Genomic DNA, 24771 nt, shown 5'->3' with positions numbered 1-24771 from the left:
CAGATATGCTAAAGCTGAACGCGCCAATCCTGACCGAGCAGAACGAGCGACGGAACACGATTTCGGCCAAGGCCTATCAGGAACTGCGCGAGGCGATCATCACCGCGCGTGTCCTGCCGGGCGCGAGCCTTGCCGAGACTGACGTCGCGCAGGCGATGGGCATCAGCCGCACACCGGTGCGCGAGGCCTTCACCCGGCTCTTCGACGAGGGGTTGATCGAGATTTCGCCGCAAACCGGCACCCGCGTCTCGCTTATCGACATGACCCGGGTCCGCGAGGCCGTGTTCATCCGCTCGACCCTGGAAAGCGCGGTCATCGCCAACAGCGGCGTCCATCCGGATCCCGGCACGCTCGACGAAATCGAGCTGTCGTTGCGGGCACAGGAACGGCTGGTCGACAGCGACGACATGGGCGCCCTGCATCGCGCCGACATGGCCTTCCACTCGGGCCTGACGGCTGCCTTCGCGCATCCCCGCGCCTGGGCTGCCTGCCAGCATATATCGGCGGACATGATGCGCGTTCAGTTCCTGATCGGCATGAAGCCGGATCACATCCGTTCGATCATCGCGGAGCATCGCGCGATCCTCGATGAAGTCCGTGCCGGCAAGACTGGCGAGGCCGCGCGCCTCATGGCCGCGCACATTCGCAATGTCGACTTCGACCAGGCCACCCTCAAGCGCGAGCATCAGGAGTTCTTCCGTGCGGGAGACGTTCTGTGATCGCTCCCGTCCCTGCCCTCGCCTTGTCAGGTCCGGAGCCGGCGGCCCCTTTTTTTTGGGCGGTCTACGAAACCGGTTTACCAGCCAAGTTCAACATCATCCTGCCGGGAGCGTTGAAGCGTTTGTCGGATCGATTGAAGATCACCATCCGTGATGTCGCGCGGGCAGCGGGCGTCTCGGTAACCTCCGTGTCGCGCCATCTCAACGGCCGCATCAGCCTGCCCGACTCGACAGCGCTGAAGATCGAGCAGGCGGCTGCGCGCCTCGGTTATCGTCCCAACGCCATTGCCCGGCGGCTGACGCGCGGCAGCAGCGAGACGCTCGGCCTGATAACCTCGGACATCGCCTATCCGCTGTTTGCCGCCATCGCCTCCGCATCCGAAGCGGAGGCGGCGCGGCACGGCTACAACCTGCTGATGCTCAACAGCCGCAACCTGGTGGATCATGAGCTCGCCTTCCTGGCGCGTATCGAGGACCACCAGGTGGACGGCATCCTGCTTCTCACCAACCATTCGGACGACGGCCGGCTGGTCAAATGCATCAACCGGACCGGCGGCGTGGTCCTGCTCGACGAGGATGTGCCGGGCGCCCGGGCGCCGCGCCTGTTTGCCAGGAACGCCGACGGCGCCCGCATGGCAACCAGCCACCTGATCGAGAAGGGCCATCGCCGCATTGGCGCGATCGCCGGCCCGCATGGCCTGCTCAGCACGACCGAGCGGCTCTCCGGCTATGCCGAGGCGCTGGAAGCGGCGGGCATGGCGGTCGACAACCGGCTGGTGGTCCATTGCGACTATGATGAAAACCAGGCTGTCGGCGCTTTCAAGGAGCTGTTCGGCCAGCCGGATCCGCCGACCGCCGTCTTCACCTGCGGCGACATGCTGGCGCTTGGCGCCATGCGCGCGGCGCGCGGCATGGGCCTGCGCATTCCCGAGGATGTCTCGCTCATCGGCTTCGACGACATCAGCAATGCCGACCTTCTTTCGCCGGCGCTGACGACGGTGCGGCAGTCTCCGGCCGAATTCGGCCGGCGCGGCGTCGCCATGCTGCTGGACCTCATCACAGGCAGAAAAACAGAAGCGGTCACCGAACGCATCGGCGTCGAACTCGTCGTCCGTGCATCGGTCGCGCCGCCATCAGGCCGCCGGCTACGGCGGTCTGCAAGCAATACCGGTTCCGAGCCGCCAACCGGCGGCTTGGCGCCGGCCCGGGAGGAAGTCACCGAAAACTAGGACTCCAGACGGACATAAAAAGGGGAACAGCCATGTCCAGCAACCGCTTTGGTCAAGACGCAGCCTTAATAGCAATCGAGAAGTTCAAATCCGGTCGGATCGACCGTCGCTCCTTCATTACCGCCATGGCCGGCCTCGGCCTCGCTGTCGCGATGCGGCCCGGCGCGGCATCGGCGGAAGCCAATGAGATCGTCGTCTGCAATTGGGGCGGCGCCGCGCTCGACGCCTTCCAGAAGGCCTATGGCGAGCCCTTCACCAAGAAGTCGAGCATACCAGTCGTGATCGACGGCGCCGGCCCGGAGACGGGCGCGATCCACGCAATGGTCGATTCCAAGAATGTGACCTGGGACGCCACCGACGGCGGCATGACCGACGCGCTCGTGCTCGGCAAGGGTGGCTATGTCGAACCGATCGACTACTCGATCGTCGACAAGAGCCTGGTCGGCGACGGCCTCGCCGCCGAATTCGGCATCTGCAACTACACCTATTCCAACGTGCTCGCCTACGATTCCAAGAAGCTCTCGACCGCGCCAGCCAGTTGGGCCGACTTCTTCGATCTCGAGAAATTCCCAGGCAAGCGCACGATGTGCAAATGGATCCAGGGTCAGCTCGAGGCGGTGCTGCTCGCCGACGGCGTCAAGGCCGAGGATATCTACCCGCTCGACGTCGACCGCGCCTTCAAGAAGCTGGAGCCGCTTCTGCCGAACCTGATCTTCTGGGAGTCGGGTGCGCAGAGCCAGCAGCTCTTCCGCGACGGCGAGGTGGTGATGGGCAACATCTGGCACACCCGCGCCAACCTGCTGCGCAAGGAGAACCCCCAGTTCACCTGGACCTGGAACAACAATCTGATGTTTGCCAGCGCATGGTCCGTGCCGAAGGGCAACCCCGCCGGCAAGAAGGTGTTCGACTTCATCAACTCGTCGATGGAGCCGGAAGGCCAGATCACCCTGCTGCGCATCATGGGGAACGGCCCGTCCAATCCCAAGGCGCTCGCTCTCATGACCGAGGACGACAAGGCGGTCTATTCGCTGGCGCCGGAGAACGCCAAGACAGGCTTGAAGATCTCGGCCGCGTATTACGCCGACAACGAAGCCGCGCTGCAGAACAAGTTCCTCGATTTCATCTCTCGCTGATCAGGGACGGCCACCGGCTTCCAGGCCGGTGGCCGGATAGCCGCCATGTCGTCTTTCCAGCGTTGGGCCTTCGGCCTGACGGTGCCGGCCGCGCTATTGACGATCTGTCTCTACGTGGTCCCCATCCTTCAGGTGCTGGCGCTCTCATTCACCGAGCCGACCTTCGGCTTCGGCAATTATGTCGAGATGTTCGGCAGCGCCGCGATCGGGCGGGTGGTGCGCACCACGATGATCGTCTCGGCGGTGACGACGGTGCTGACGATCGTCGTGAGCTATGTGGTCGCCTTCGCGCTGGTCCACATGCGGCCGGCCGCGCGCCGCGTCGCGCTGTTCATGGTCATGGTGCCGTTCTGGGTCTCGGTGCTGGTGCGCGCCTTTGCCTGGATCACCATCCTGCGCCGCAACGGTGTGCTCAATTCGGCGCTGGTCGGCAGCGGCGCGATCGCCGAGCCGCTGGAACTCGTCTACAATCAGTTCGGCGTGATCGTCGGCATGGTCCACTACATGATGCCGTTCGCGATCCTGCTGCTCTACGCCAACCTTTCCGAAATCGACCCCCGCATCATCCAGGCGGCGCGGTCGCTTGGGGCGAGGCCCGTCACTATCTTCACCCGCGTCTGGCTGCCGCTCAGCCTGCCCGGCCTTGCGATCGCCAGCCTGTTCATCGTCATCTTCTCGCTCGGCTTCCTGGTGACGCCGGCCATCCTCGGCGCCGGTCGCGTGCTCATGGTCGCCGAATACATCTCGGTGCAGATCTCCTCGACCTTGCGCTGGGGGGTGGCGACTGCCCTCTCCACGACGCTGCTGCTTGTCGTCGGGCTGCTGGTCGCGGTCGCCGCGCGCAGTCCCGCGCTTCGCGCCGCCTTCGAAGGCGGACGCCGATGAGCCCGCGTTTGCGTCGCATAGGCGAGCGCTGGCTGCCCTGGACCTTGGCATGGCTGCTGCTTGCCTTCCTCTTCGTGCCCGTCCTGGTGGTCGTGCCGGTGGCGCTGACGGCGAAGGACTATTTGTCGTTGCCGACCAGTGGCATCTCATTCCAGCACTTTGCCTCGCTTGCGGACTGGCGCGCCGGCTGGCTGCCGAGCATCCTGACCAGCCTGGGCATAGCGCTCGCCTCCAGCATCGCCGCAACCGGCGTGTCGGCGGCCTTCGCCATCGGCGCCTGGGTCTATGCCGGGCGATGGCCCTCGACCCTGCGCATCATTCTGCTCTCGCCGCTTATCGTGCCGCCGATCATCTATGCTGTCGGCATGGTGCGGCTGTGGTCGAAGCTGTCGCTGCTCGACAGCTGGCTCGGCGTCACCATCGTTCATGCCATCCTGGCGATGCCGCTTGCCGTTCTGGCGATCGGCGCCTCGCTGTCGAACCTCGATCCACGCCTCGTCCAGGCCGCGCGATCGCTGGGCGCCCGCCCGCCCACCGTCTTTGGCAGGGTGATCCTGCCCAATATCCTGCCGGGCACGATCGCCGGCGCCATCCTGGCCTTCATCGTCTCCTGGGACGAGATCACGGTGACGCTCTTCATCACCAGCCGTCGGCTGGTGACGCTGCCGCGCAAGATATGGACAAGCATCGCCGACGCCGTCGACCCGGCGCTGGCCGCCATCGCCACCGTCATGCTCGTCGTCACCATCATCTGCCTGTTGCTGCGCTTGACCGTATGGGAGCGTCTTGCGCAGCGCCGGTCGTGAACCCCTCATCCAGTCCACAAGTTCAGAAAGGAAATCAAGGACATGTCAGCACACACCGCCGCAATGAGCGAACACGAATATCGCGAGGCGAAGTTCTTCCAGACATTCGGATCGGTGCCGACGCCGGCTTTCCACGATCCGGAGGAGCAGACGCGCGTCTGGGGACGCCCATGGGGCTGCACCAACGATGTCGGCAAGCTGCGCGCGGTGCTGATGCATCGCCCGGGCGAGGAGATCAACGTCGTCGACAAGAACAAGCCGATGCCTGAGATCGGCGGCTTCGGCGATCCGGAGAAGGGTTGGTACTTCATGGGTAAGACGCCGCCAGATCTCGCCGCCATGCAGGCGGCCCATGACGCGTTCACCGCGCTGCTTCGCTCGGAAGGCGTCGATGTGATCCTCACCGAGAAGGCAGCGCCCGGCGCGCTCAAGTCGACCTTCTGCCGCGACAGCGTCATCGGCGTCAAAGGCGGCGCCATCGTCACCCGCCTTGCCCGGCGCGCTCGCCGCGGCGAGGAACTGATGGTCACCCAGGCCCTGGCAAGGGCCGGCTGCCCGATCCTGGGAACGTTGCATGGCGAAGCGGTGTTCGAGGGTGGCGGCTTCGCGCTGATCGACGAAAAGACGGCGGTCTGCTCGCTCTCCGTCGCCTGCAACGAGGAAGGCATCCGCCAGGTCGAGATGATCCTGAACAGCCTCGGCGTCGAGCTGATCAAGGTGCCGATGCCGGGCTATCGAATCCACATCGACGGCAGCTTCATGATGATCGATCACGAGACCGCCATCATCAACATCAACGAGCTCCCTTACTTCTTCATCGACCGCCTCAAAAAGCGCGGCATGAATCTGATCGAGCTGCCGCCCGAGGATAATGCCTTCTCGTTGAACTGCCTGGCCATCGCGCCCGGCAGGGTCGTCATGCATGCCACCCGTACTCCCCGGCTCGCCGAGCGGCTGGACAAGGCCGACATCACCATCTTGACGCTCGACTATGAATGCATCGAACTGAACGGCGGCGGCATCCATTGCTCGACAGGGCCGCTCGCCCGGGACCCGAACTGAATGGCTTTCCTCGACATCCGCACGCTTCGCAAGGCCTACGGATCGGCAATCGCGCTCGACGGCGTCGACCTGTCGATCAACGAGGGCGAATTCGTGACCTTGCTCGGCCCATCCGGCTCGGGCAAGACGACCCTGCTGATGTCGATCGCCGGTTTTACCAGGCCGGACTCCGGAACGATCCTGCTCGACGGCGCCGACATCACCGGCGTCGATCCCGAGGACCGCAACTTCGGCCTGGTTTTCCAGGGTTATGCGCTGTTTCCCCATCTGTCGGTGGCAAACAACATCGCCTTCCCCTTGCGCGTGCGCAAATGGGACAACGCGCGCATCGCCGCGCGCGTTGACGAAGTCATGAAGCTGGTCGGCCTCGACCAGCTCGCCGCACGCAAGCCGCGCGAACTGTCCGGAGGCCAGCAGCAGCGCGTGGCCATCGGCCGCGCGCTTGCTTTCGGACCGAAGATCCTGCTGCTCGACGAGCCTCTCTCGGCGCTCGATCGCAAGCTGCGCGACGCCATGCAGCGTGAGTTGAAGCGTCTCCACCAGGAAACCGGCGTCACGTTCGTTTTCGTCACGCACGACCAGGAAGAGGCCTACGCCATGTCGGACCGCATTGCCGTCTTCCAGAACGGCAACATCGTTCAGATCGGCAGTCCGCGCGAAATATACCGGGCGCCGGCCTCGCGCTTCGTCGCCGGCTTCCTCGCCGGCAACAACATCTTGTCGGCTCAAACGGACGGCGCGCAACTCGATCTCTTCGGCATCCGCGTGCCGATGCCCGCCGCCTATGACCGGACGCGTCACGGCGACGGCGGGATCACGGTCTGGGTCCGCCCGGAAGACATCACCCTCGGCGATGTGGCGCCTGGCGCGGTCTCCTTCTCTGTCACGGTCGCCGACGTGTCCTTCGTCGGCACGTCGGAACGCGTCACCGTCATCACGGCCGACGGCCAGGAACTGAGCGTGCTCGCGCCCTCCGCAATAGCCCGCGAGTTGACCCCCGGCAGCACGGCAACCTGCGCTCTCCTGCCGTCGGCCATCGGATTTCTGGCGCGAGAATAGCGTGCCTGCCACCCAAGCCGGTCGTCCATCGCGGCGCCATCGGCATAGCATCAACGAGGACAGAAATGACCGTCACCCTGCGCAACGTGGATATCCCGGATTTCGGCCTTCCGGTCGAGCGCCCCGCCATCCCGGCCGCGACATATGAAACGCGCTGCGCCCGCGCCATCAACAAGTCCGGCGCCGACTGGCTGGTTGTCTATGCCGACCGCGAGCACGCCGCCAACATCGCCTTCCTGACCGGCTTCGAGCCCCGCTTCGAGGAGGCTCTGCTGCTTCTGGGCAAGGCAGGCCAGCGCATCATAGTCACCGGCAACGAGAACATCGGTTATACGCCGATCGCCGGCCTGCCCGACATCGTCACGATGCTTGCCCAATCACTGAGCCTGATGGGCCAGGATCGCAGCCAGAAGCCTGATCTTGTCGCGGTTCTGCGCGAAGCTGGGCTCGGGTCCGGCGACACGATCGGCATCGTCGGCTGGAAGTATCTCGAAGGCGAGGAGTGGGATTTGGCGAAGCCGACCTTCCTCGCCCCTTCTTTCATCGTCGATGCCATTGCCGCGATCGTCGGGCCGTCCGACATCGTGGACGCCACCCGCGTGCTGATGCACCCGGTCGAGGGCCTGCGGGCCGTGGTCGACGCAGACCAGATCGCCGAGGCCGAATGGGGAGCGTCGAGGGCATCGATGGCGGTCTGGCGGATCGTCACAGGCTTCACCTTGGTGATAGCGAGCTCGCGGCCGGTGATGGAGCCGCGCCGGTCCCGCATGGGCTATGCCGGCGAACCGATGAGCTGCCATCCGATGTTCGCCTCCAACGATGCGAGCGGCCCCGTCATCGGCCTGCGCAGCCCGACAGCCCGCGTGCCGCGGCCGGGCGCGGCGAGGGTGCAACCACCGCGGTCGGGTACTGGGGTGGCCTGACGGCCCGCGGCGGCCTCATCGCCGAGGCCGACACCGCTTTCCTGGAGGTGGCCAAGGCTTATTTCGACGGACTGATCGCCTGGTACGAGACGGCAGGAATCGGTGTCGAAGGTGGCGCGATACACGAAGCGGTGATCTCGACCCTGGCCCGTGGCAGGCTGCGGCCGGCCCTCAATCCCGGCCATCTTGTCGGCCTCGACGAGTGGATGCATTCGCCGATACGTCCGGGCTCGACGGAGCGCCTGGCCTCCGGCATGCCGTTCCAGGTCGACATCATTCCCGTGCCGATGCCCGACGGCGTGACGCTCAACTGCGAGGACGCCGTGACCTTCGCAGACGCGGGCCTGCGCGCGACGATCGCCGAGCGCTATCCGGCGCTCGCGGCCCGCTTCGCCGCGCGCCGACGCTTCGTCGCCGACGAGCTCGGCGTCGAGGTCAAGGACGAGATGCTTCTGCTGTCGGCTATTCCGCTTTGCCTGCCGCCATTCTGGCTTGCGCCCAAAAAACTATTGGCACGGAACTGACTTAGTCGGACCTTGTCGAGAAAGAGGCCTGCCGCGCCGACATCGGCGCGGGGCCCTCGACCAGCATCGTGGCTCAGCCTGGCGCCGCGCCTCAAGGCGTAGACATTGCCCATCAACGCGCCACGCGAGATGGGCCGGTGCGACCGGCCCATCCTCAATCATTCCTCCTCAACGGGTTCCGGGACCGCACCCGGCAGGTTTTGTCGTCCAACCCGGTCTGCGACGAGCATCGAAAGCATCATCTCGACGAGGCCGTTGGCGGCCCCCTTCTCGCCGCCATTGGCGCCGATCTGGATCTGCGGCACGAGCGGCAGCCTGCCATTCTCGATCGCCTCGGCGAAGCGCATGAGAACCTGCGAGTTGAGCTGATAGTCCGGTCCGCCGAAAGCCGCGACCTTCTTCTCGGTGGCCTCGGCCTCCGCCAGGCCGAGCGCGCGCACCTTCTCGGCCTCCGCGAAACCGGTCGCCTTGATGCGCTCGGCATCGGCAAGCGCGACAGCCTTGATCATATCGGCCTCGCCCTGGCCGGCGAGGCGCACCTTCTCCGCCTCCGCCTTGGCGGTGACCTGGATGGTTTCCGCCTCCTGACGGGTGCGGGCGAGTTGCGCCTTGCCCTCGTTCTCGCTGATCTCGATGGTAAGTGCCGAGGTCGTGATCTTGGCTTGCTGTTCGGCCAGCGCTTCTTTCTCACGTAAGGTACGTTCCTGAGTGGCCGCCCTCTCCTGCAATTTGTAGGTCTCGACCTTTTCGACCGCAATCTGGCGCTCGCGCAGCTGGATCAGGATCTGCTCTATGCTGTTCTGGCCATCGGCGGCACGCGGCGTGCCAATCAGCACTTCCTGCAGTTCGAGGCTGTAGGAATTGAATTTTTCGCGCATCTCCTCGCCTGACTTGCGCTGGATGTCGCTGCGCTCCTGCAAGAGCTGGATCAGCGTCTTTGTCTGGGCGATGTTCTTGAAATAGGCGGAAACCATCGGATCGAGCGTCTGTTCGACCAGCCGCTTGATGTCACCGAAACGCTGTACCACCAGCGGCGCCTTCATATAGTCGATGTGCACGACGACGGAGAGCGGCAGCACAGGCTCGAACGCATCCTTGGTGATCAACGATACTTCGGACAGGTTCTCGTCCAGCCTGTGATCGCCGAACTGCTCCTTCGTCCATTTGAGCACGAAGTTGGTGGTCGGCACGGTGATGATAGTGCCGGCAAAGGTGTTGAACGCATACTTGCCCGGCAGCAGCGGCGTCGACCAGACACCGCGCGCGCCGATTTCGACCAGCTCGCCGTGACGGTACGCCTGCCCGGATATGTCCGCGCCGTGGCGGCCGTTATAGGAGACGACGACACCCACCGTGCCGACGTCGATGATCGTCTTCTCGACCAGTTCGACGGTCGCGAAAATGCGATTGAGGAAGTAGCTGCCGTCGGCCAGCACCTGCAGCTGCCGGCCACGGTAGCCACCGGCATTGAGAAACTTCTCCGGGTCCTGGAAATTGTTGTGGAAGTTCGGGTCGTTCGGATCGTTGGCCACGGTCGGCGCGATGATCTCGCCGTCCGGCAGGGCCGGACCGTCATGGATGGTGACGATACCGATCATGTCCTCGGCATTGTGGATGACGACCGGCTCAAAGCCGCCCCGCTCCGAGATCATGCTGGACATGTTGGCAAAAAGGTTTTGTTCCGACGAGCTCAGATTGACGGCATAGATCGACTGGGCAGTGAGCACGATGAATTGCGCGAGATTGATGGCATAGGTGCCTTCACGCAAGATCTTGCGCTGCGGTCCTTTCTGTCCGCCTTTTTCGAGAAACCCGCGCACATCCTGGAAATCGTCGGCATCTGTGTTGGAAGCAAGTGTCTGCGTCGGCGGCAGCGGCTTGCCGTCACGCGCAAAGACATAGCCGATCTGGCCCTGCGGGATGGTGACGAGATCGGCGCGGTGCATCGAGTATTGGAAGGGCATGAAGAAATGCAGGCCGCCGCGCACGACTTCCGGCTGGTAGCCAGCCTCACGGTTGAGCGCTATGAAGCCATCACTGACGGAGCCGCGAAAGCTCCATAGTTTTTCCAGGATGCCGAGCCGGTCGTTCGGGATGTAGCGGACCATGCCGCTCCGCCAGAACAGGATCGCCAGCACGATAGCCGGCACGGCGATCTCGATCGCCGTCCATTTCATCGGGCCGAGATATTCTAGGGCTTCCATGTCTAGTCTCCTAAGGGCGCGCGGGTTCGTTCACCCGGCCGCCACCCGGCTGGTGTTGATTGACAAAGCGGGGAGATTTCGCGCCGAGACGCTCGACGCACCAAAGGCGCGTCGAACGGTCGGGCTGCTCATTGTTTGGAAAAGTGACCGCGCCTCCCGAGTCCCCCGTGAGAAAGGCGTGGCGTAAGAGAATGTTACATCGATGTTGCCCTGATAGACATAACAACGAGGACGTAGGGATAGCGCCAACAGGTTTAAAGATACTTCACGCCGAAATCGTATAAGTATTTTCAACGCTTTGTTGCTTCGAAGCGTCGACTTCTAGAAATTGGCAGAGAGCGAAACTGCGCTTTTGACGGGTCAAAACATCGGCTCCCAAAGCCGTCCTGGTGCGGAACCTGGGAACCACAAAAACCCAACGTGCTGCGTCGTTGCCGGCGCAGAACATTGATTTAAAGGATTTTTCGAGCCTAGCGCCGCAGCGCGTAGACATTGTCCATCGACGCGCCACCCAGTGGCAGCGCCATGTCGTCGTCGAGCAGCCGAGTGATGCGGGCGAAGCCGACAAAGGCTTTCCGCGCTTCCTCAGCCGACATCTTGCCCGACATAGCCGCCGTACAGCAATTCAGGGCGCATTGATAAACCGGGCCGCGTCTTCCCGTTGGCCATTTCCGCAGGAACACCATCGCCTCGGAGACGCTATCGACTTCCTCCACAGGGTATCCCTGCCCACGCGCAATTCGCACTGGGGTAAAGAAATGCAAGCGATCCATGATTATCCTCCCGGCCGACCGCAACGCAGTCGAACCCGCATAAACGCACGTCCGGCGGATTGGTTCCAAACAAATTTGGTTGCCGATGGAAAAACTTCGGAACCCGCCGGCCGACACCTGTGCGATCAAGAAAGCGCTCATGGCGACTCGACCGATGCAGGCTTCGAGGCGGCAGATAACGGCGATTCTCATTGAATGTCTTTAAGGCGAAAGCCGGCAAATGGATTACTTGCCGGTTCCCCAGCGTCAGGCTTAACCTCCGCGGTTAAACGCGTGAGGGCGCGTTTTGCAAGAAGGGGAACAACGACAATGACAATTCAAGGCGCATCGCCTGACCTCTATAACGAGGATCTGGCTCCGGCAACGGTCAGGAACTGGGGACCGTTTTCGATCTTCAATGTCTGGACTTCTGACGTCCATAGCCTCTGGGGCTACTATCTGGCGGCCAGCCTGTTTCTGTTCTGCGGCGGCTTCGTCAATTTCATCATCGCCATCGGCATCGGCTCGCTGATCATTTACGCGCTGATGAACATGGTCGGCTATGCCGGCGTGAAGACCGGCGTGCCCTACCCCGTGCTAGCCCGTGCCTCCTTCGGCATCTGGGGCGCCAACATTCCGGCGCTGGTGCGCGCCATCGTCGCCTGCTTCTGGTACGGCGCTCAGACGGCCGCGGCGTCGGGCGCCATCGTGGCGCTGCTGACGCGTCTCCAATGGTTCGACGAGTTCAACAAGAGCTCGCATCTTCTGGGGCATTCGACCCTGGAGGTGATCTGCTTCGTCATCATCTGGGCGCTGCAGCTGTTGATCATCCAGAAAGGCATGGAGACGGTGCGCCGCTTCCAGGACTGGGCCGGTCCCGCCGTGTGGGTGATGATGCTGCTTCTGGCCATTTATCTGTGCGTGAAGTCCGGAACTTTCGCGTTTACCAGCGACATCCCGATGGACGTGCTGCGCGAGAAAACCGCCGACGCCGGCATTCCAGGCGACCCGGGATCGTGGACCGCGCTCTTCGGTGCCGCGGCGATCTGGGTGACTTATTTCTCGGCGCTCTATCTGAATTTCTGCGACTTCGCCCGTTACGCGCCGGACAATGCGGCCCTTCGCAAGGGCAATATCTGGGGCCTGCCGGTCAACCTCATCCTGTTCTCGCTGGTCGCCGGCGTCACCACGATCGCCGCTTACGACGTCTACCATGAAGTGCTGCTGCACCCCGACCAGATCTCGGCCAAGTTCGACAGCTGGTTCCTGGCGGCCCTTGCAGCACTCACCTTCGCGGTGGCGACGCTGGGCATCAACGTGGTGGCGAATTTCGTTTCGCCGGCCTTTGACTTCTCCAATGTCTTCCCGCGTCAGATCGACTTCAAGAAAGGCGGCTACATCGCGGCGTTGATTGCGCTGGTGCTCTATCCCTTCGCGCCCTGGGAAGGCAGCGCCGCGCATTTCGTCGGCATCATCGGAGCGACGATGGGACCGATCTTCGGGGTGATGATGGTCGACTACTATCTGATCCGCAAAAGCGAGGTCGATGTTCAAGCGCTCTATCGCGAGGACGGCGAATTCCGCTTCCAGGGCGGCTGGCACGTCAACGCCTTCATCGCCGCCGGCATCGGCGCGATCTTCTCCTCGATCCTGCCCAATTTCACCAACCTGCTGCCCTCCTGGTGGGGCGTCTATGGCTGGTTCTTCGGTGTGGCCATCGCCGGCGCCGTCTACTACGTCCTGCGCACTATGGCGCTCGGCGCCGGGGCGAAGATGGCGAAGGCATAAGAATGGGGGAGTAAGGGAGTAGGTCAGTAAGGGAATAGGGAGACAATTATTCCCCTATTCCCCTAACCATCTCAGCCAGCCTGCGCACCGTATTCCAGTTTCGCGACGTGCCGACGCCGAAGCGCTTGTGATTGGCGGCTGCAAGCAGCCGCGAGTTCGGCCGCTCGCGCGAGAAGACGAGCCAGATATCGCCATTGACCAAAAGCACCTTCTCATCGTCGGCCGCGCGGGCCTGAAGTCCCGATAGCGCTTCGTCGGCGACAGGTTGGCGCATCACCCGAATCGCGATCTGGTCGCCGGCTTCCGCCGATTCGGCAGGGAACGGATTAGACGCCGCGAGCTTCAACCAATCCTCTGCGCAGCGCACGATAATATCGACATGGCGGCCGAAAGTTTTCTCGAAGGCCTTTTCCAGCGGACGCTCAAGTTTCGAAATTTCGCCAGCTCGCGCCTCGAAGACCAGGTTGCCGGTCGATACCAGCGTGCGGACATTGTTGAAGCCGAGACCTTCGGCCATCGCCTTGAAGTCCGACATAACAAGGCGCCGGCCTTCGCCGAGGCCTATGCTGTAGAGCAGCGCGACATAGGTTTGCATAGCTGGTTCGCCAGCCGATGGTTCAAACCAGGCGCGACTGGTCCACTGCCGCCGAGATGAAGCTCGCGAACAGCGGATGCGGCTCGAGCGGCCGGCTCTTCAGCTCGGGGTGGTACTGCACGCCGATGAACCAGGGATGGTCCGGATATTCGACCGTCTCCGGCAGCACGCCGTCGGGCGACATGCCGGCGAAGACCAGGCCGCACTCTTCCAGCCGTTGCTTGTAGTCGATGTTGACCTCGTAGCGGTGCCGGTGGCGCTCGGAAATCTGCGTGTCGCCGTAAATGTCCGCAATTTTCGAGCCCTTGGCGAGTTCGGCCTGGTAGGCGCCGAGCCGCATCGTGCCGCCGAGATCGCCGGTAGCCCGGCGCTTCTCAAGCATGTTGCCTTTCAGCCATTCGGTCATCAGGCCGACGACTGGCTCATCCGTCGGGCCGAACTCGGTCGACGAGGCGTGATCGACACCAGCCAGCGAGCGTGCCGCCTCGATGCAGGCCATCTGCATGCCGAAGCAGATGCCGAAGTAAGGCACTTTGCGCTCACGCGCGAACTTCGCCGCCAGGATCTTGCCCTCCGAGCCGCGCTCGCCAAAGCCGCCGGGAACGAGGATGCCATGCACCTTTTCCAGCCAGGGAGCGGGATCCTCCTTCTCGAAGATCTCGCTCTCGATCCAGTCGAGCTTGACCTTGACCCGGTTGGCGAGCCCGCCATGCGAGAGCGCCTCGATCAGCGATTTATAGGCGTCCTTGAGGCCGGTGTACTTGCCGACAACGGCGATGGTTACCTCGCCTTCCGGATTGTGGATGCGCTTGGACAGCGCCTGCCAGGGCTCCATGCGCGGTTTCGGCGCCGGGTCGATGCCGAAGGCGGCGAGCACTTCCGAATCGAGCCCCTCCTGGTGATAGGCCATCGGCACGTCGTAGATATGCGGCACGTCCAGCGCCTGGATGACGGCGCTTTCGCGCACGTTGCAGAACAGCGACAGCTTGCGCCGCTCCTCCTTCGGGATCGGCCGGTCGGCTCGCACCAGAAGGATGTCGGGCGCAATGCCGATGCCGCGCAGTTCCTTGACCGAATGCTGCGTCGGCTTGGTCTTCAGTTCGCCGGCGGTCGGGATATAGGGCATCAGCGTCAGATGCACATAGACCGCGTTGTTGCGCGGCAGGTCGTTGCCGAGCTGGCGGATCGCCTCCAGGAAAGGCATCGCCTCGATATCGCCGACCGTGCCGCCGATCTCGCACAGCACGAAATCGTAGTCGTCATTGCCGTCCAGCACGAAATGCTTGATCTCGTCGGTGACGTGCGGGATCACCTGCACGGTGGCGCCGAGATAATCGCCGCGCCGCTCGCGCTCGATGATGTTCTTGTAGATGCGGCCGGTGGTGATGTTGTCCTGCTGGTTCGCGGAACGCCCGGTGAAGCGCTCGTAATGGCCGAGATCGAGGTCGGTCTCGGCGCCGTCATCGGTCACGAACACTTCGCCATGCTGATATGGCGACATCGTTCCGGGATCGACATTGAGGTAAGGATCGAGCTTTTTGATCCGCGCGCGATAGCCTCGCGCCTGCAGGAGAGCCCCAAGAGCTGCTGCGGCGATGCCTTTTCCGAGTGAGGAAACCACGCCGCCTGTGATGAATACATATCGCGCCATGGGAGTCATCGCTTAACGCGGCCTGATTGATTCCGCCAGAGAAAAAACCGCCGCGAAGGCTTTTTCCAAAATGGCGCGGGTGCCTCTAGAGCATGATCCCGAAAAGTGGAAACCGGTTTTCGGGAAAGATCATGCTCCATAAGGAACAGCCTTGGATTCAGTCAAAACGAAAGGGCCGGCGGTGCCGGCCCTTTCGGCAGTATGATGGAAATCGTTAGATAATAACGACCTTCGTGCCGATCTTGACGCGGCTGTAGAGATCCATGACGTGCTCGTTGATCATGCGGAAGCAGCCGTTGGAGGCGCTGGTTCCGATCGAGTTCGGCGCGATCGTGCCGTGGATGCGCAGATGCGTGTCCTTCTTGCCGTCATAGAGGTAGATGGCGCGCGCGCCGAGCGGGTTCTCGCCGCCGCCGGGCATGCCGTCCTTGTACTGGCCGTAATGCTTCGGCTCGCGCTTCTGCATGTCGAGCGTCGGGATCCAGCGCGGCCATTCCTGCTTGTCGCCGACCGCGACGGTGCCCTTGAACTGCAGGCCTTCGCGGCCGACAGCGATGGCATAGCGGCGCGCAGTGGAAAACGACTCGACGAGGTAGAGGCGGCGAGCGCTGGTGTCGATGACGATGGTGCCCGGCTCATAGCCGGTGAACGTGACGTCCTGCGGCACGAATTCCGGCTTAACCTTGAAGGGCCGCTTGGCGTCCTTCTTGGCCAACGCCGAATCGAGCGCGCGTGTCTCCGGCAGATAGCTGATCGAGGACACCGAGGCGCCGCCGAACAGGCCTGCGAACAGCCCACCGCTGCTCGTCTGCTTCTGGCCGGGCTGCTCACTGCGCAATTCACCGTTGTTGCCGGTGGCGGTGATGTTCATGGCTTCCGCCGGGATCGGCTCCTCGGCCTTGACCGGAACGAGCGGCGCTATCGGCTCCAGCGGCGCAAGGATGTTGGTGATCTTCTTGGCCGGTTTGGCGTCGGCGACTTCAGATGCGGCCGCCCCGCCGCCCTTCTTGGCGAGCCATTCCTGGCGCGCCGCGTCTGCCTTGGCCTTTGCCGCCTCGCGCATCGCCAACTTGCGAGCCTCGAGCGCCTTTTGCTTGGCGGCTTCCTTGTCGGCCACGATCTTGGCCTCGAGCTTGCTGATCTGCGCAAGGTCGTCCGAAGTCGGGTTTTTCTTCTTCTTGAGAAGCCTCAGCTGCGATGCGTCGCTTTTGGCGGCGACGACTGGAATTGCGTCGGTCGTCTCTACCGACGGGGAAGTGGCCAGGTTTGCCGGTCCGGCAAAGGCCGCGGAACCCATGCCGAGGACGGCACAGACTCCCAGGAGGATGAAGCTGCGAAGCTGCATGGCGAAGATCCGATTGTCAAAAGCAAGTTGCCCACGGCATCGCCCGGCGCCCCCCAAGGACGCCGATAAAGTGCCGCGGGCAATCTATAATCGATTAGCCGTCATCGCCTCAAGCTGAGGCAGGCGCCACGCCCGGTTGAATCTTTGTGATCGGACGCGCATTTGCCGCGACTGTGTTCAAAGAACAACAGATCGCGGCCCGGTCCTTGGCTGGCTACTGGTTCGGAACCTGCGGCGTGACCGGCAAGGTGACGCCGTTGGCTGCCGGCGCTGGCGCAGCCGGAGCAGGCGTTGTCCCCGGAGCCGGCGCCATGGTGCCGTTGGCAAGAGGCGTCGTGGTCGTCGTACCGCCTGACGGAGCCGCGGGAGTCGTGCCGCTGGCCGGAGCCGCGGGCTTGGAGGTGCCCACCGGCCCATTGGAACCCGGCAGCTGGTTGAGCACGCCGCTGCCCTGGCTCGACGTCGCCGGACGGTCGAGAATGTCGATCGGCTTTTCGCCGTAGCGGGCAAGGATCGACAGCGCCAGCGAGGTCACGAAGAACGCAGCCGCCAGGATCGCGGTTGCGCGGGTCAGCGCATTGGCAGCGCCTCGCGCGGTCATGAAACCGGAGCCGCCGCCGATGCCCAGGCCGCCGCCTTCGGAGCGCTGCAGCAGCACCACGCCGACAAGGGCGAGCACGACCATGAGGTGGATGACGATCAGTACGGTTTCCATAATTTATCCTGGCGAGGCCAAGCGCTGCCGCGCATACGACCGGTGTTTTGGAGGCGGCTCCTTACAATGCTTTGACGGCATTTCCAAGCCCGTGGCCGGGAATATGGGAAGCAATGCGGCCGATACAACGATTTATGCCGCTGAAGCCGAGGTGACGTTCTCTAAGAGATGTTCATGTAGGCTTCCGCGATCGCCAGGAAGTCGGCCGCCTTCAGGCTGGCGCCGCCGACCAGCGCGCCGTCGACATTCTCGACGCCGAGCAGTTCCACCGCGTTGGACGGCTTGACCGAGCCGCCATAGAGAATGCGCATCCTGGCCGCGGCATCGCCGAGCAAACCGGTCAGCTTGCCGCGGATATGCGCATGCGCCTCGGCGACGTCGGCCGCCGTCGGGGTCAGGCCGGTGCCGATCGCCCACACCGGCTCGTAGGCAATGATGGTGTTCGCCGCGGTGGCGCTGGTCGGAACCGATCCTTCGAGTTGGCGCGACAGGACATCGAGCGTGGCGCCCGCCTCGCGTTCGGCGCGCGTCTCGCCGATGCAGATGATGGCCACCAGCCCTGCCCGCCAGGCAGCCGAAGCCTTGGCATGGACCGTCGCATCGTTGTCGCCGAACAGTTCGCGGCGCTCGGAATGGCCGACGATGACATGGCTCGCGCCGGCGTCCTTCAGCATCTCGGCGGAAATCTCGCCGGTGAAGGCGCCGCTCTCCTTGGGATGGCAATCCTCTCCGCCGGCCCGCACCGGCGTGCGCGACAGGATCTCGGCTGCGCGCTGGAGCAACGTCGCCGGCACGCACACCACCGCTTCGGTCTCGGCGTCGAGTCCGCTCATGAACCCGTTGCCGATCGACCGCAGCTCGTTGAGCGAGGCGCTGGTGCCGTTCATTTTCCAGTTGCCGGCGACAAGGGGGCGGATTCCAGGGGTCATGGGACGCGTTCTCCGAGCGACATTAAGCAGCGCCCTCACTACCAAAATCAGGTCACAAAGCAATCGACAGTGGACCGGAAGGGCGCTATTGCGCTTGTTTCAGACTCGGCGCACGCGAAAATGCGCAAAACTCGGAAGTATGCATGCTTGGTATATTGAGAAGCGCGGCGGGCACCTGGGTCGCGAAAGCGCTGCTGTTGTTGCTGGTCCTGAGCTTTGCCGCCTGGGGCATTACCACGCGCATGGTGGGCGGCGTTCTGGGCGGCCATCACGCGGTGATCACTGCCGGCGGCACCGAGGTCTCGATCAACGAATACCGCCTCGCCTACGATCGTCAGCTCTCGATGTTGTCGCAGCAATATGGCCAGCGCGTCACCCAGGAACAGGCCAAGCTGCTCGGTGTCGACAATCAGGTGCTGGCGCAGCTCGTGTCGGGCGCTGTGCTCGACGAACAGGCGCGCAAGCTCGGCCTCGGCCTTTCCAAGGACCGGCTGGCCGAACTGACGCGCGAGGATCCGGCTTTCAAGGGCCCCAGCGGCCAGTTCGATCGCCGGACGTTCGAATACCTCCTTCGCCAGCTCAACATGCGGCCCGAGGATTATCTCAAGAACCGCTCGCAGGTGGCCGTGCGCCAGCAAATCGTCGAGGCGATCTCCGACGGGCTGAAAGTGCCGCAGACCTTCCTCAAGGCGGTCTCGCTCTACCGCGGCGAGGACCGCACGATCGACTATCTGGTGCTGCCGAAAACGCTGGTGCAGCCGATCGAGGCGCCGTCCGCCAGCGCCCTCAACGCCTATTTCGACGCCAACAAGAAGAACTACGCCGCGCCGGAATACCGCAAGTTCTCCTATGTCCGGCTGGAACCGCAGGACATCGCGGATCCGTCCGCGGTGACCGACCAGCAGGTCAGCGACGACTATAAGAAGAATGTCGCGCGCTACACGACGCCCGAGATGCGCACCATCGAGCAGCTGGTGTTCAAGACGCCGGACGCGGCCAAGGCGGCTTTGGATTCGCTGAAGGCTGGCGCCACCTTCGACAAGCTCGTCACCGCCGAAGGCAAGACGCAGGCCGACACGCTGCTCGGCACGCTGTCCAGGGACAAGATCGCCGACAAGGCGGTTGCCGACGCGGCCTTCTCGCTCAATGCCAACGAGGTAAGCCAGGTCGTCCAGGGCGCCTTCGGTCCCGTGCTCCTGCGCGTCACGGAGATCAAGCCGCAGGTCGTGAAGCCGCTTTCGGAAGTGTCCGACCAGATCCGCAAGGACCTGGCGCTCGGCGAGGCAAGCCGCATCCTGCTCGACGTGCATGACAGCTACGAGGACACCCGCGCCTCGGGCGCCTCGCTTGCCCAGGCCGCCGACAAGCTGAAGCTCAAGGTCGTCACCATTGACGCTATCGACCGCACCGGCCAGCGGCCGGACGGCACCGTAGTCAACGACCTGCCGCAATCGGCCGATCTCATCAAGGCGGTGTTCGCGGCCGAGCCCAATACCGAGAATGAAGGCCTGACGACCGCCGACAACGGTTTCGTCTTCTACGAGGTGCAGTCGGTCACGCCGGCGCGCGACCGCACGCTGGATGAGGTCCGCAAGAAGGTCGTGGCCGACTGGACGGAAGCCGAGACCGACAAGCGGCTCAACGCGAAGGCGCAGGAGCTCGAGAAGCGCCTCAAGGCCGGCACCACGCTCGACGTCATCGCCGGCGAGCTCAAGCTCGACAAACAGACCAAGCGCGGCTTGAAGCGCGAAGCCGACGATGCCGATTTCGGCAAGGAGGGTGCCGCCGCCATGTTCGGAGTCGGCGAAGGCGGCACCGGCCTGATCCCCTCGCCCACCGGCGACGGCCAGATCCTGTTCAAGGTCGCCGAGGTCTTCGAGCCGGCTGGCGCCGACGGCAGCACGGTGCCGGACGAGGCGCAGAAATCCTTCGGCGCCGGCATGTCCGACGACCTGCTCGACCAGCTGGTGGCGCAACTGCAGTCGCAATATGACGTTCGCATCGATCCGAACGCCGTTTCGCAAGCACAGACACGATGAGCGCGCTGAAGACACATATCGCCAAGGTCGCCACCGGCACCGCGCTTTCCTTCGAGGAAGCCCGCGAGGCGTTCGACATCATCATGTCGGGCGACGCGACGCCCGGCCAGATCGGCGGCTTCCTGATGGCGCTGCGCGTGCGCGGCGAGACCGTGGGCGAGATATCCGGCGCGGTCGCCACGATGCGCGCCAAGATGCTGCGTGTCGAGGCGCCGCAGGGCGCCATCGACATCGTCGGCACCGGCGGCGACAATTCGCACTCGGTCAACATCTCGACCGCTTCGGCCTTCGTCATCGCCGCCGCCGGGGTGCCGGTCGCCAAGCACGGGAATCGCGGCCTGTCCTCGCTGACCGGCTCCGCCGATGTGCTGACGGCGCTGGGCGTCAGAATAGATATCTCGCCGGAAATGATCGGCCGCTGCATCCATGAGGCCGGCGTCGGCTTCATGTTCGCGCCGGCGCATCATCCGGCGATGAAGCATGTCGGGCCGACCCGGGTCGAGCTCGGTACGCGCACCATCTTCAATCTGCTCGGACCGCTGTCGAACCCCGCCGGCGTCAGCCGCCAGATGGTCGGCGTCTTCCTGCCGGAATGGATCATGCCGGTGGCCGAGACGCTGAAGGCGCTGGGCGCCGAGCACGCCTGGGTCGTCCATGGCGATGGCTATGACGAGATCACGACCACGGGCGAGACGCAGGTTGCGGAGCTTGCCGGCGGCGAGATCCGCACCTTCGCCCTGACGCCGGAAGCCGTCGGGCTGAAGCGGCACACCAAGGAAGAGCTACGCGGCGGCGACGCGGCCTACAACGCCAGGCAACTGCGCGATATGTTGGGTGGCGCCGCCGGCGCCTATCGCGACACGGTGCTGATGAACGCCGGCGCCGGTCTGGTTGTGGCCGGCAAGGCGACGACGCTTGCCGACGGCATCGCGGCGGCGGCGCAAGCGATCGACAGTGGCCGCGCCCTCGCGGTGCTGGACAAGCTCGTCGAGATTTCGAACGGATAAGGCCTTGTCGGACATCCTGCGCAAGATCGAAGCCTATAAGCGCGAAGAGATCGCGGCGGCGAAGGCGAAGATACCGCTGGCCGAGCTCAAGGCGCGCGCAAAGGATGCCGGTGGGACGCGCGGTTTTTTGGCGGCGCTCGAGGCGAAGCGAACAGCGGGGAGCTTCGCGCTGATCGCCGAAATCAAGAAGGCCAGCCCTTCCAAGGGGTTGATCCGTGCCGATTTCGACCCCCCGTCATTGGCGCAGGCCTATCAGCAAGGTGGCGCCGCGTGCCTTTCGGTGCTGACCGACGCACCGTCTTTCCAGGGCGCTCCGGAATTCCTGACGGCCGCGCGCGCAGCGGTGCGCCTGCCGGCCCTGCGCAAGGATTTTCTGTTCGATCCCTATCAGGTCCACGAAGCACGCGCCTGGGGCGCCGATGCGATCCTCATCATCATGGCGAGCGTCGACGACGCGCTGGCCAGCGAGCTTGAAGCGACCGCCTTCGAACTCGGCATGGACGCACTGATTGAGGTGCATGATGAGAATGAAATGCAGCGCGCGCTTACTTTGTCTTCGCGGCTGATCGGCATCAACAACCGTGATCTCAGAACCTTCCAGACCAGCCTCGACGTTTCGGAGCGCCTGGCCGCCATGGTGCCGGCGGATCGGCTGCTGGTCAGCGAGAGCGGCATCTTCACGCATCAGGATTGCCGCCGGTTGGAGAAGAGCAAGATCGGTACTTTCCTCGTCGGCGAGAGCCTGATGCGGCAGGCGGACGTAGCTGCCGCGACCAAGCTTCTGCTGACAGGCAAGGCAGCGGCCGAGGCGGTTTGAGAATGCCCGCCCTCACCCATCTCGGCGCCAAGGGCGAAGCCAACATGGTCGATGTCGGCGACAAGGCCGAGACGACCCGCACGGCAATCGCCGAGGGCTTTGTCTCGATGCGGCCCGAAACGCTGGAGATGATTCTGGCCGGCGACGCCAAGAAAGGCGATGTGCTGGGCACCGCCCGCATCGCCGGGATCATGTCAGCGAAGAAGACGCATGAGCTGATCCCGCTTTGCCATCCGCTGCTTCTGACCAAAGTGGCCGTCGAGATCGAGCCGGACCATTCGCTGCCCGGCCTCAAGGTGACAGCGCTCGCCCGCGTCACCGGCAAGACCGGCGTGGAGATGGAAGCGCTGACCGCCGCCTCGGTCGCCTGCCTCACCATCTACGACATGGCCAAGGCGGTGGATCGCGGCATGGTGATTTCCGGTGTCCGGCTGGTCGAGAAGACCGGCGGCAAATCCGGTGACTACAAGGCGGATGCCTGATGGCGCTGGTACCGGTCGCCGAAGCGCTCGCGCGCCTGCTCGACGGCGCAGCGCCTTTGCCGGGCGAAAGCATTCCGCTGGCGGACGCGGCCGGGCGGGTCCTGGCGGAACCGGTTGTGGCGCTGCGCACGCAGCCGCCCTTCAACGCCTCCGCGATGGATGGTTATGCCGCGCGTTCCGCCGACGTCGCTTCAGCGCCAGCGCAATTGGAAGTGATAGGCATGGCGCCTGCCGGGCGCGGTTTCTCCGGAACCGTCGGCAAAGGCCAGGCCGTGCGCATCTTCACCGGCGCGCCGCTGCCTGAAGGCGCCGACACCATCGTCATCCAGGAAAACGTCCGCGACCTCGGCAATGGCAGGATCGAGGTGACGGAGCCGACCGCGCAAGCACGCAATGTCCGGCGCCGCGGGCTCGACTTCAGCGAGGGCGACGTGCTGCTCGGAAATGGTCGCGTGCTCGACGCGGCGGCCCTTTCGCTGGCGGCTTCTGCCAACCACCCTGCCTTGAATGTCGTGCGCCAGCCGCTGGTCGCGATCATCGCCACCGGCGATGAATTGCTGCCGCCGGGCAGCACGCTCGGCCCCGATCAGATCATTTCGTCGAATGCCTATGGCGTTGCCGCCGCCGCCCAGTCGGTTGGCGCACGCGCACTCGATCTCGGCATCGCCGCCGACCGCAAGGAGGCGATCGCCGCGCTGGTCAGGAGAGCGGTCCAGGCGGGCCCGGATGTCATCGTCACGCTGGGCGGTGCCTCGGTCGGCGATCACGACCTGATCCATGACGTGCTGACCAGCGAGGGCATGCGGCTCGACTTCTGGAAGATCGCCATGCGCCCCGGCAAACCGTTGATGTTCGGCCGGCTTGGCAATGTCCGCTGCATCGGCCTGCCAGGCAATCCGGTGGCCAGCATCGTCTGCTCGCAGCTCTTCCTGAAGCCGCTGCTTGCCCGGCTCGGCGGCCGCAATTTCAGGCAGGACGTGCGAACGGCCAGGCTGGGCGCCGCGATGCCGGCTAACGATCTCAGGCAGGACTATGTTCGCGCCGTGGTGCGCGAGGACGCCGGCACCCTGGTCGCGACGCCGTTCGGCATCCAGGACTCCTCGATGCTCAGGATGCTCGCCGACGCCAACGGCCTGATCATGCGCGAGCCCTTTGCGCTGGCTGCGGAGGTTGGCGCCGAATGCAGCGTGCTTATGCTGCGCTAATGCGTCGATGCAATCGATCCGCTAACATGTCGACGCAGTCGATGTGATACGTCTCTATTCTTCGACCAGCGTTCGGGTCAGGGGATGGTCCGGATCTGCGAGACCATCGACGACGTTGAAATGATGCCGATCCGGCTCGACAACTGACTGGGTAGCGGCGCCAAGCCCCCTCCAGATGTTGGCGAGCAATACGCTCTGGCGCAGGAATTCCGAGCGCTCGCCGCCGCCGACCCAACAGGTGATGCGGGTTCCTTGCACGGGCCGCAGCAGCGCCGGGCTTTCGCTAAACGCTTCCCGTTCGTCGATGTTCAGCGTCTCGTTCAAAGCCGTGAACATCAACGACCGAAGGTCGTGCAGGCCTGAAATCGAAACGACCTTGCGTATGCGTTGCGCCACCATGGCGCCCAGCGGCGAAGTCGTCGTCGCCATCCGGCTGGCGAGATGTCCGCCGGCCGAATGTCCGGTCAGCATCAGCGGTCCCTCGACCATGGCCGCCGCTTTGCCGATCGCGGCCGCGACTTCATTGACGATGCCGCCGATCCTGGTTCGCGGGCACAGCGTATAGGAAGGCATGACGACGGCAAAGCCGCGGCCGACAGCGCCGGCGGCCAGATGCGACCAGGATGTCTTGTCCGATTCCATCCAGTAGCCGCCATGGATGAACACGACGAGCCCCTTCGGCGCGGCAGGCGGGAGGAAGAGATCGAACCGGCTGCGCGGCGCCTCGCCATAGACGATGTCGAGCCGCGCCCTGCCCTGCGCCAACAGCTTTTCGCGAAATGCCTGAGCTGGGCCGTCCCAGGCCGCCGGCCAGCGGTCGCCGCCAGCGATGTTCGCGCCGTTGGCGTAGGCGTCATCCCAGTCGACAATGCGGAGTCCCAGCACCGGCCCCTCCTGCGATC

At 64.1% G+C, this 24771-nt stretch carries 23 protein-coding genes; 15 read left to right on the top strand and 8 right to left on the bottom strand.

Annotated elements, in window-relative coordinates; all coding sequences use genetic code 11:
- Positions 1-5 precede the first annotated feature (5 nt).
- The 9 genes from EJ072_RS30855 (at position 6) to EJ072_RS37590 (ending at position 8340) form a co-directional block, all read left to right on the top strand.
- A complete protein-coding gene (locus EJ072_RS30855) occupies positions 6-719 on the top strand; it encodes a GntR family transcriptional regulator (protein ID WP_189343128.1) in 714 nt (237 codons plus the stop codon).
- A complete protein-coding gene (locus EJ072_RS30850) occupies positions 716-1948 on the top strand; it encodes a LacI family DNA-binding transcriptional regulator (RefSeq protein ID WP_126082679.1) in 1233 nt (410 codons plus the stop codon). Before EJ072_RS30855 ends, EJ072_RS30850 begins: the two co-directional genes overlap by 4 nt.
- A 32-nt stretch (positions 1949-1980) precedes the next feature.
- Entirely contained in the window at positions 1981-3081 is a 1101-nt protein-coding gene (locus EJ072_RS30845; protein WP_126082678.1) for an ABC transporter substrate-binding protein, read from the top strand.
- 45 nt (positions 3082-3126) lie between these two features.
- The gene (locus EJ072_RS30840) at positions 3127-3966 is read left to right on the top strand and encodes an ABC transporter permease (protein ID WP_126082677.1); all 840 of its coding nucleotides are present in this window, start codon (positions 3127-3129) and stop codon (positions 3964-3966) included.
- Positions 3963-4772 (top strand): ABC transporter permease, encoded by an 810-nt coding sequence (locus EJ072_RS30835; RefSeq protein ID WP_126082676.1) that lies wholly within the window; start codon positions 3963-3965, stop codon positions 4770-4772. The genes EJ072_RS30840 and EJ072_RS30835 overlap by 4 nt, the downstream gene beginning before the upstream one ends.
- Before the next feature lie 42 nt (positions 4773-4814).
- Positions 4815-5834: an arginine deiminase family protein gene (locus EJ072_RS30830; RefSeq protein WP_126082675.1), complete on the top strand. Its 1020-nt coding sequence runs from the start codon at positions 4815-4817 to the stop codon at positions 5832-5834.
- On the top strand, positions 5835-6893 hold the full coding sequence (locus EJ072_RS30825) for an ABC transporter ATP-binding protein (RefSeq protein WP_126082674.1): 1059 nt from the start codon (positions 5835-5837) through the stop codon (positions 6891-6893). It begins immediately after the preceding gene.
- 65 nt (positions 6894-6958) lie between these two features.
- Positions 6959-7816, top strand: coding sequence for a hypothetical protein (locus EJ072_RS37595; protein ID WP_348639271.1), 858 nt, complete (start codon positions 6959-6961; stop codon positions 7814-7816).
- A gap of 47 nt (positions 7817-7863) precedes the next feature.
- Positions 7864-8340, top strand: a complete 477-nt coding sequence (locus tag EJ072_RS37590) for a hypothetical protein (RefSeq protein WP_348639270.1) — start codon at positions 7864-7866, stop codon at positions 8338-8340.
- Between the two features lie 158 nt (positions 8341-8498).
- Here the strand turns inward: EJ072_RS37590 and EJ072_RS30815 are convergent, their stop codons facing one another.
- Positions 8499-10544, bottom strand: coding sequence for a flotillin family protein (locus tag EJ072_RS30815; protein WP_126082673.1), 2046 nt, complete (start codon positions 10542-10544; stop codon positions 8499-8501).
- 470 nt (positions 10545-11014) lie between these two features.
- Positions 11015-11317 carry a DUF982 domain-containing protein gene (locus EJ072_RS30810; protein WP_042642716.1) on the bottom strand — a complete coding sequence of 101 codons (303 nt, stop codon included), beginning with the start codon at positions 11315-11317 and terminating at the stop codon, positions 11015-11017.
- A gap of 309 nt (positions 11318-11626) precedes the next feature.
- Here EJ072_RS30810 and EJ072_RS30805 point away from each other — a divergent pair, with 309 nt between their 5' ends.
- The gene (locus tag EJ072_RS30805; RefSeq protein WP_126082672.1) at positions 11627-13084 is read left to right on the top strand and encodes an NCS1 family nucleobase:cation symporter-1; all 1458 of its coding nucleotides are present in this window, start codon (positions 11627-11629) and stop codon (positions 13082-13084) included.
- A gap of 46 nt (positions 13085-13130) precedes the next feature.
- Here EJ072_RS30805 and EJ072_RS30800 read toward each other — a convergent pair whose 3' ends face one another.
- The 5 genes from EJ072_RS30800 to tpiA form a co-directional block, all read right to left on the bottom strand.
- The gene (locus EJ072_RS30800) at positions 13131-13679 is read right to left on the bottom strand and encodes a DUF1697 domain-containing protein (protein WP_126082671.1); all 549 of its coding nucleotides are present in this window, start codon (positions 13677-13679) and stop codon (positions 13131-13133) included.
- Between the two features lie 22 nt (positions 13680-13701).
- The gene (locus EJ072_RS30795; RefSeq protein WP_126082670.1) at positions 13702-15339 is read right to left on the bottom strand and encodes a CTP synthase; all 1638 of its coding nucleotides are present in this window, start codon (positions 15337-15339) and stop codon (positions 13702-13704) included.
- 205 nt (positions 15340-15544) lie between these two features.
- Entirely contained in the window at positions 15545-16675 is a 1131-nt protein-coding gene (locus EJ072_RS30790) for a L,D-transpeptidase family protein (protein ID WP_126082669.1), read from the bottom strand.
- A gap of 214 nt (positions 16676-16889) precedes the next feature.
- Positions 16890-17390, bottom strand: coding sequence for a preprotein translocase subunit SecG (gene secG, locus EJ072_RS30785; RefSeq protein ID WP_126082668.1), 501 nt, complete (start codon positions 17388-17390; stop codon positions 16890-16892).
- Between the two features lie 161 nt (positions 17391-17551).
- Positions 17552-18319 (bottom strand): triose-phosphate isomerase, encoded by a 768-nt coding sequence (gene tpiA / locus EJ072_RS30780; RefSeq protein ID WP_126082667.1) that lies wholly within the window; start codon positions 18317-18319, stop codon positions 17552-17554.
- 143 nt (positions 18320-18462) lie between these two features.
- Between tpiA and EJ072_RS30775 the strand changes: the two genes are divergently transcribed.
- The 5 genes from EJ072_RS30775 to glp are packed head-to-tail and all read left to right on the top strand — an operon-like array spanning position 18463 to position 23869.
- Positions 18463-20358 (top strand): peptidyl-prolyl cis-trans isomerase, encoded by a 1896-nt coding sequence (locus EJ072_RS30775; RefSeq protein ID WP_126082666.1) that lies wholly within the window; start codon positions 18463-18465, stop codon positions 20356-20358.
- The gene (gene trpD, locus EJ072_RS30770) at positions 20355-21365 is read left to right on the top strand and encodes an anthranilate phosphoribosyltransferase (protein ID WP_126082665.1); all 1011 of its coding nucleotides are present in this window, start codon (positions 20355-20357) and stop codon (positions 21363-21365) included. The genes EJ072_RS30775 and trpD overlap by 4 nt, the downstream gene beginning before the upstream one ends.
- Before the next feature lie 4 nt (positions 21366-21369).
- A complete protein-coding gene (gene trpC / locus EJ072_RS30765) occupies positions 21370-22182 on the top strand; it encodes an indole-3-glycerol phosphate synthase TrpC (RefSeq protein WP_126082664.1) in 813 nt (270 codons plus the stop codon).
- Between the two features lie 2 nt (positions 22183-22184).
- On the top strand, positions 22185-22664 hold the full coding sequence (gene moaC, locus EJ072_RS30760; protein ID WP_126082663.1) for a cyclic pyranopterin monophosphate synthase MoaC: 480 nt from the start codon (positions 22185-22187) through the stop codon (positions 22662-22664).
- Positions 22664-23869, top strand: a complete 1206-nt coding sequence (gene glp / locus EJ072_RS30755; protein ID WP_126082662.1) for a gephyrin-like molybdotransferase Glp — start codon at positions 22664-22666, stop codon at positions 23867-23869. The genes moaC and glp overlap by 1 nt, the downstream gene beginning before the upstream one ends.
- Positions 23870-23923: 54 nt before the next feature.
- On the opposite strand, the gene EJ072_RS30750 is transcribed toward glp, so the two are convergent.
- On the bottom strand, positions 23924-24754 hold the full coding sequence (locus EJ072_RS30750) for an alpha/beta hydrolase (RefSeq protein ID WP_245467048.1): 831 nt from the start codon (positions 24752-24754) through the stop codon (positions 23924-23926).
- Between the last annotated feature and the right edge of the window lie 17 nt (positions 24755-24771).

The sequence above is a fragment of the Mesorhizobium sp. M2A.F.Ca.ET.046.03.2.1 genome (genome assembly GCF_003952425.1).
Classification (GTDB): Bacteria; Pseudomonadota; Alphaproteobacteria; order Rhizobiales; family Rhizobiaceae; genus Mesorhizobium.
This window is presented reverse-complemented; position numbering and strand designations above follow the sequence as displayed.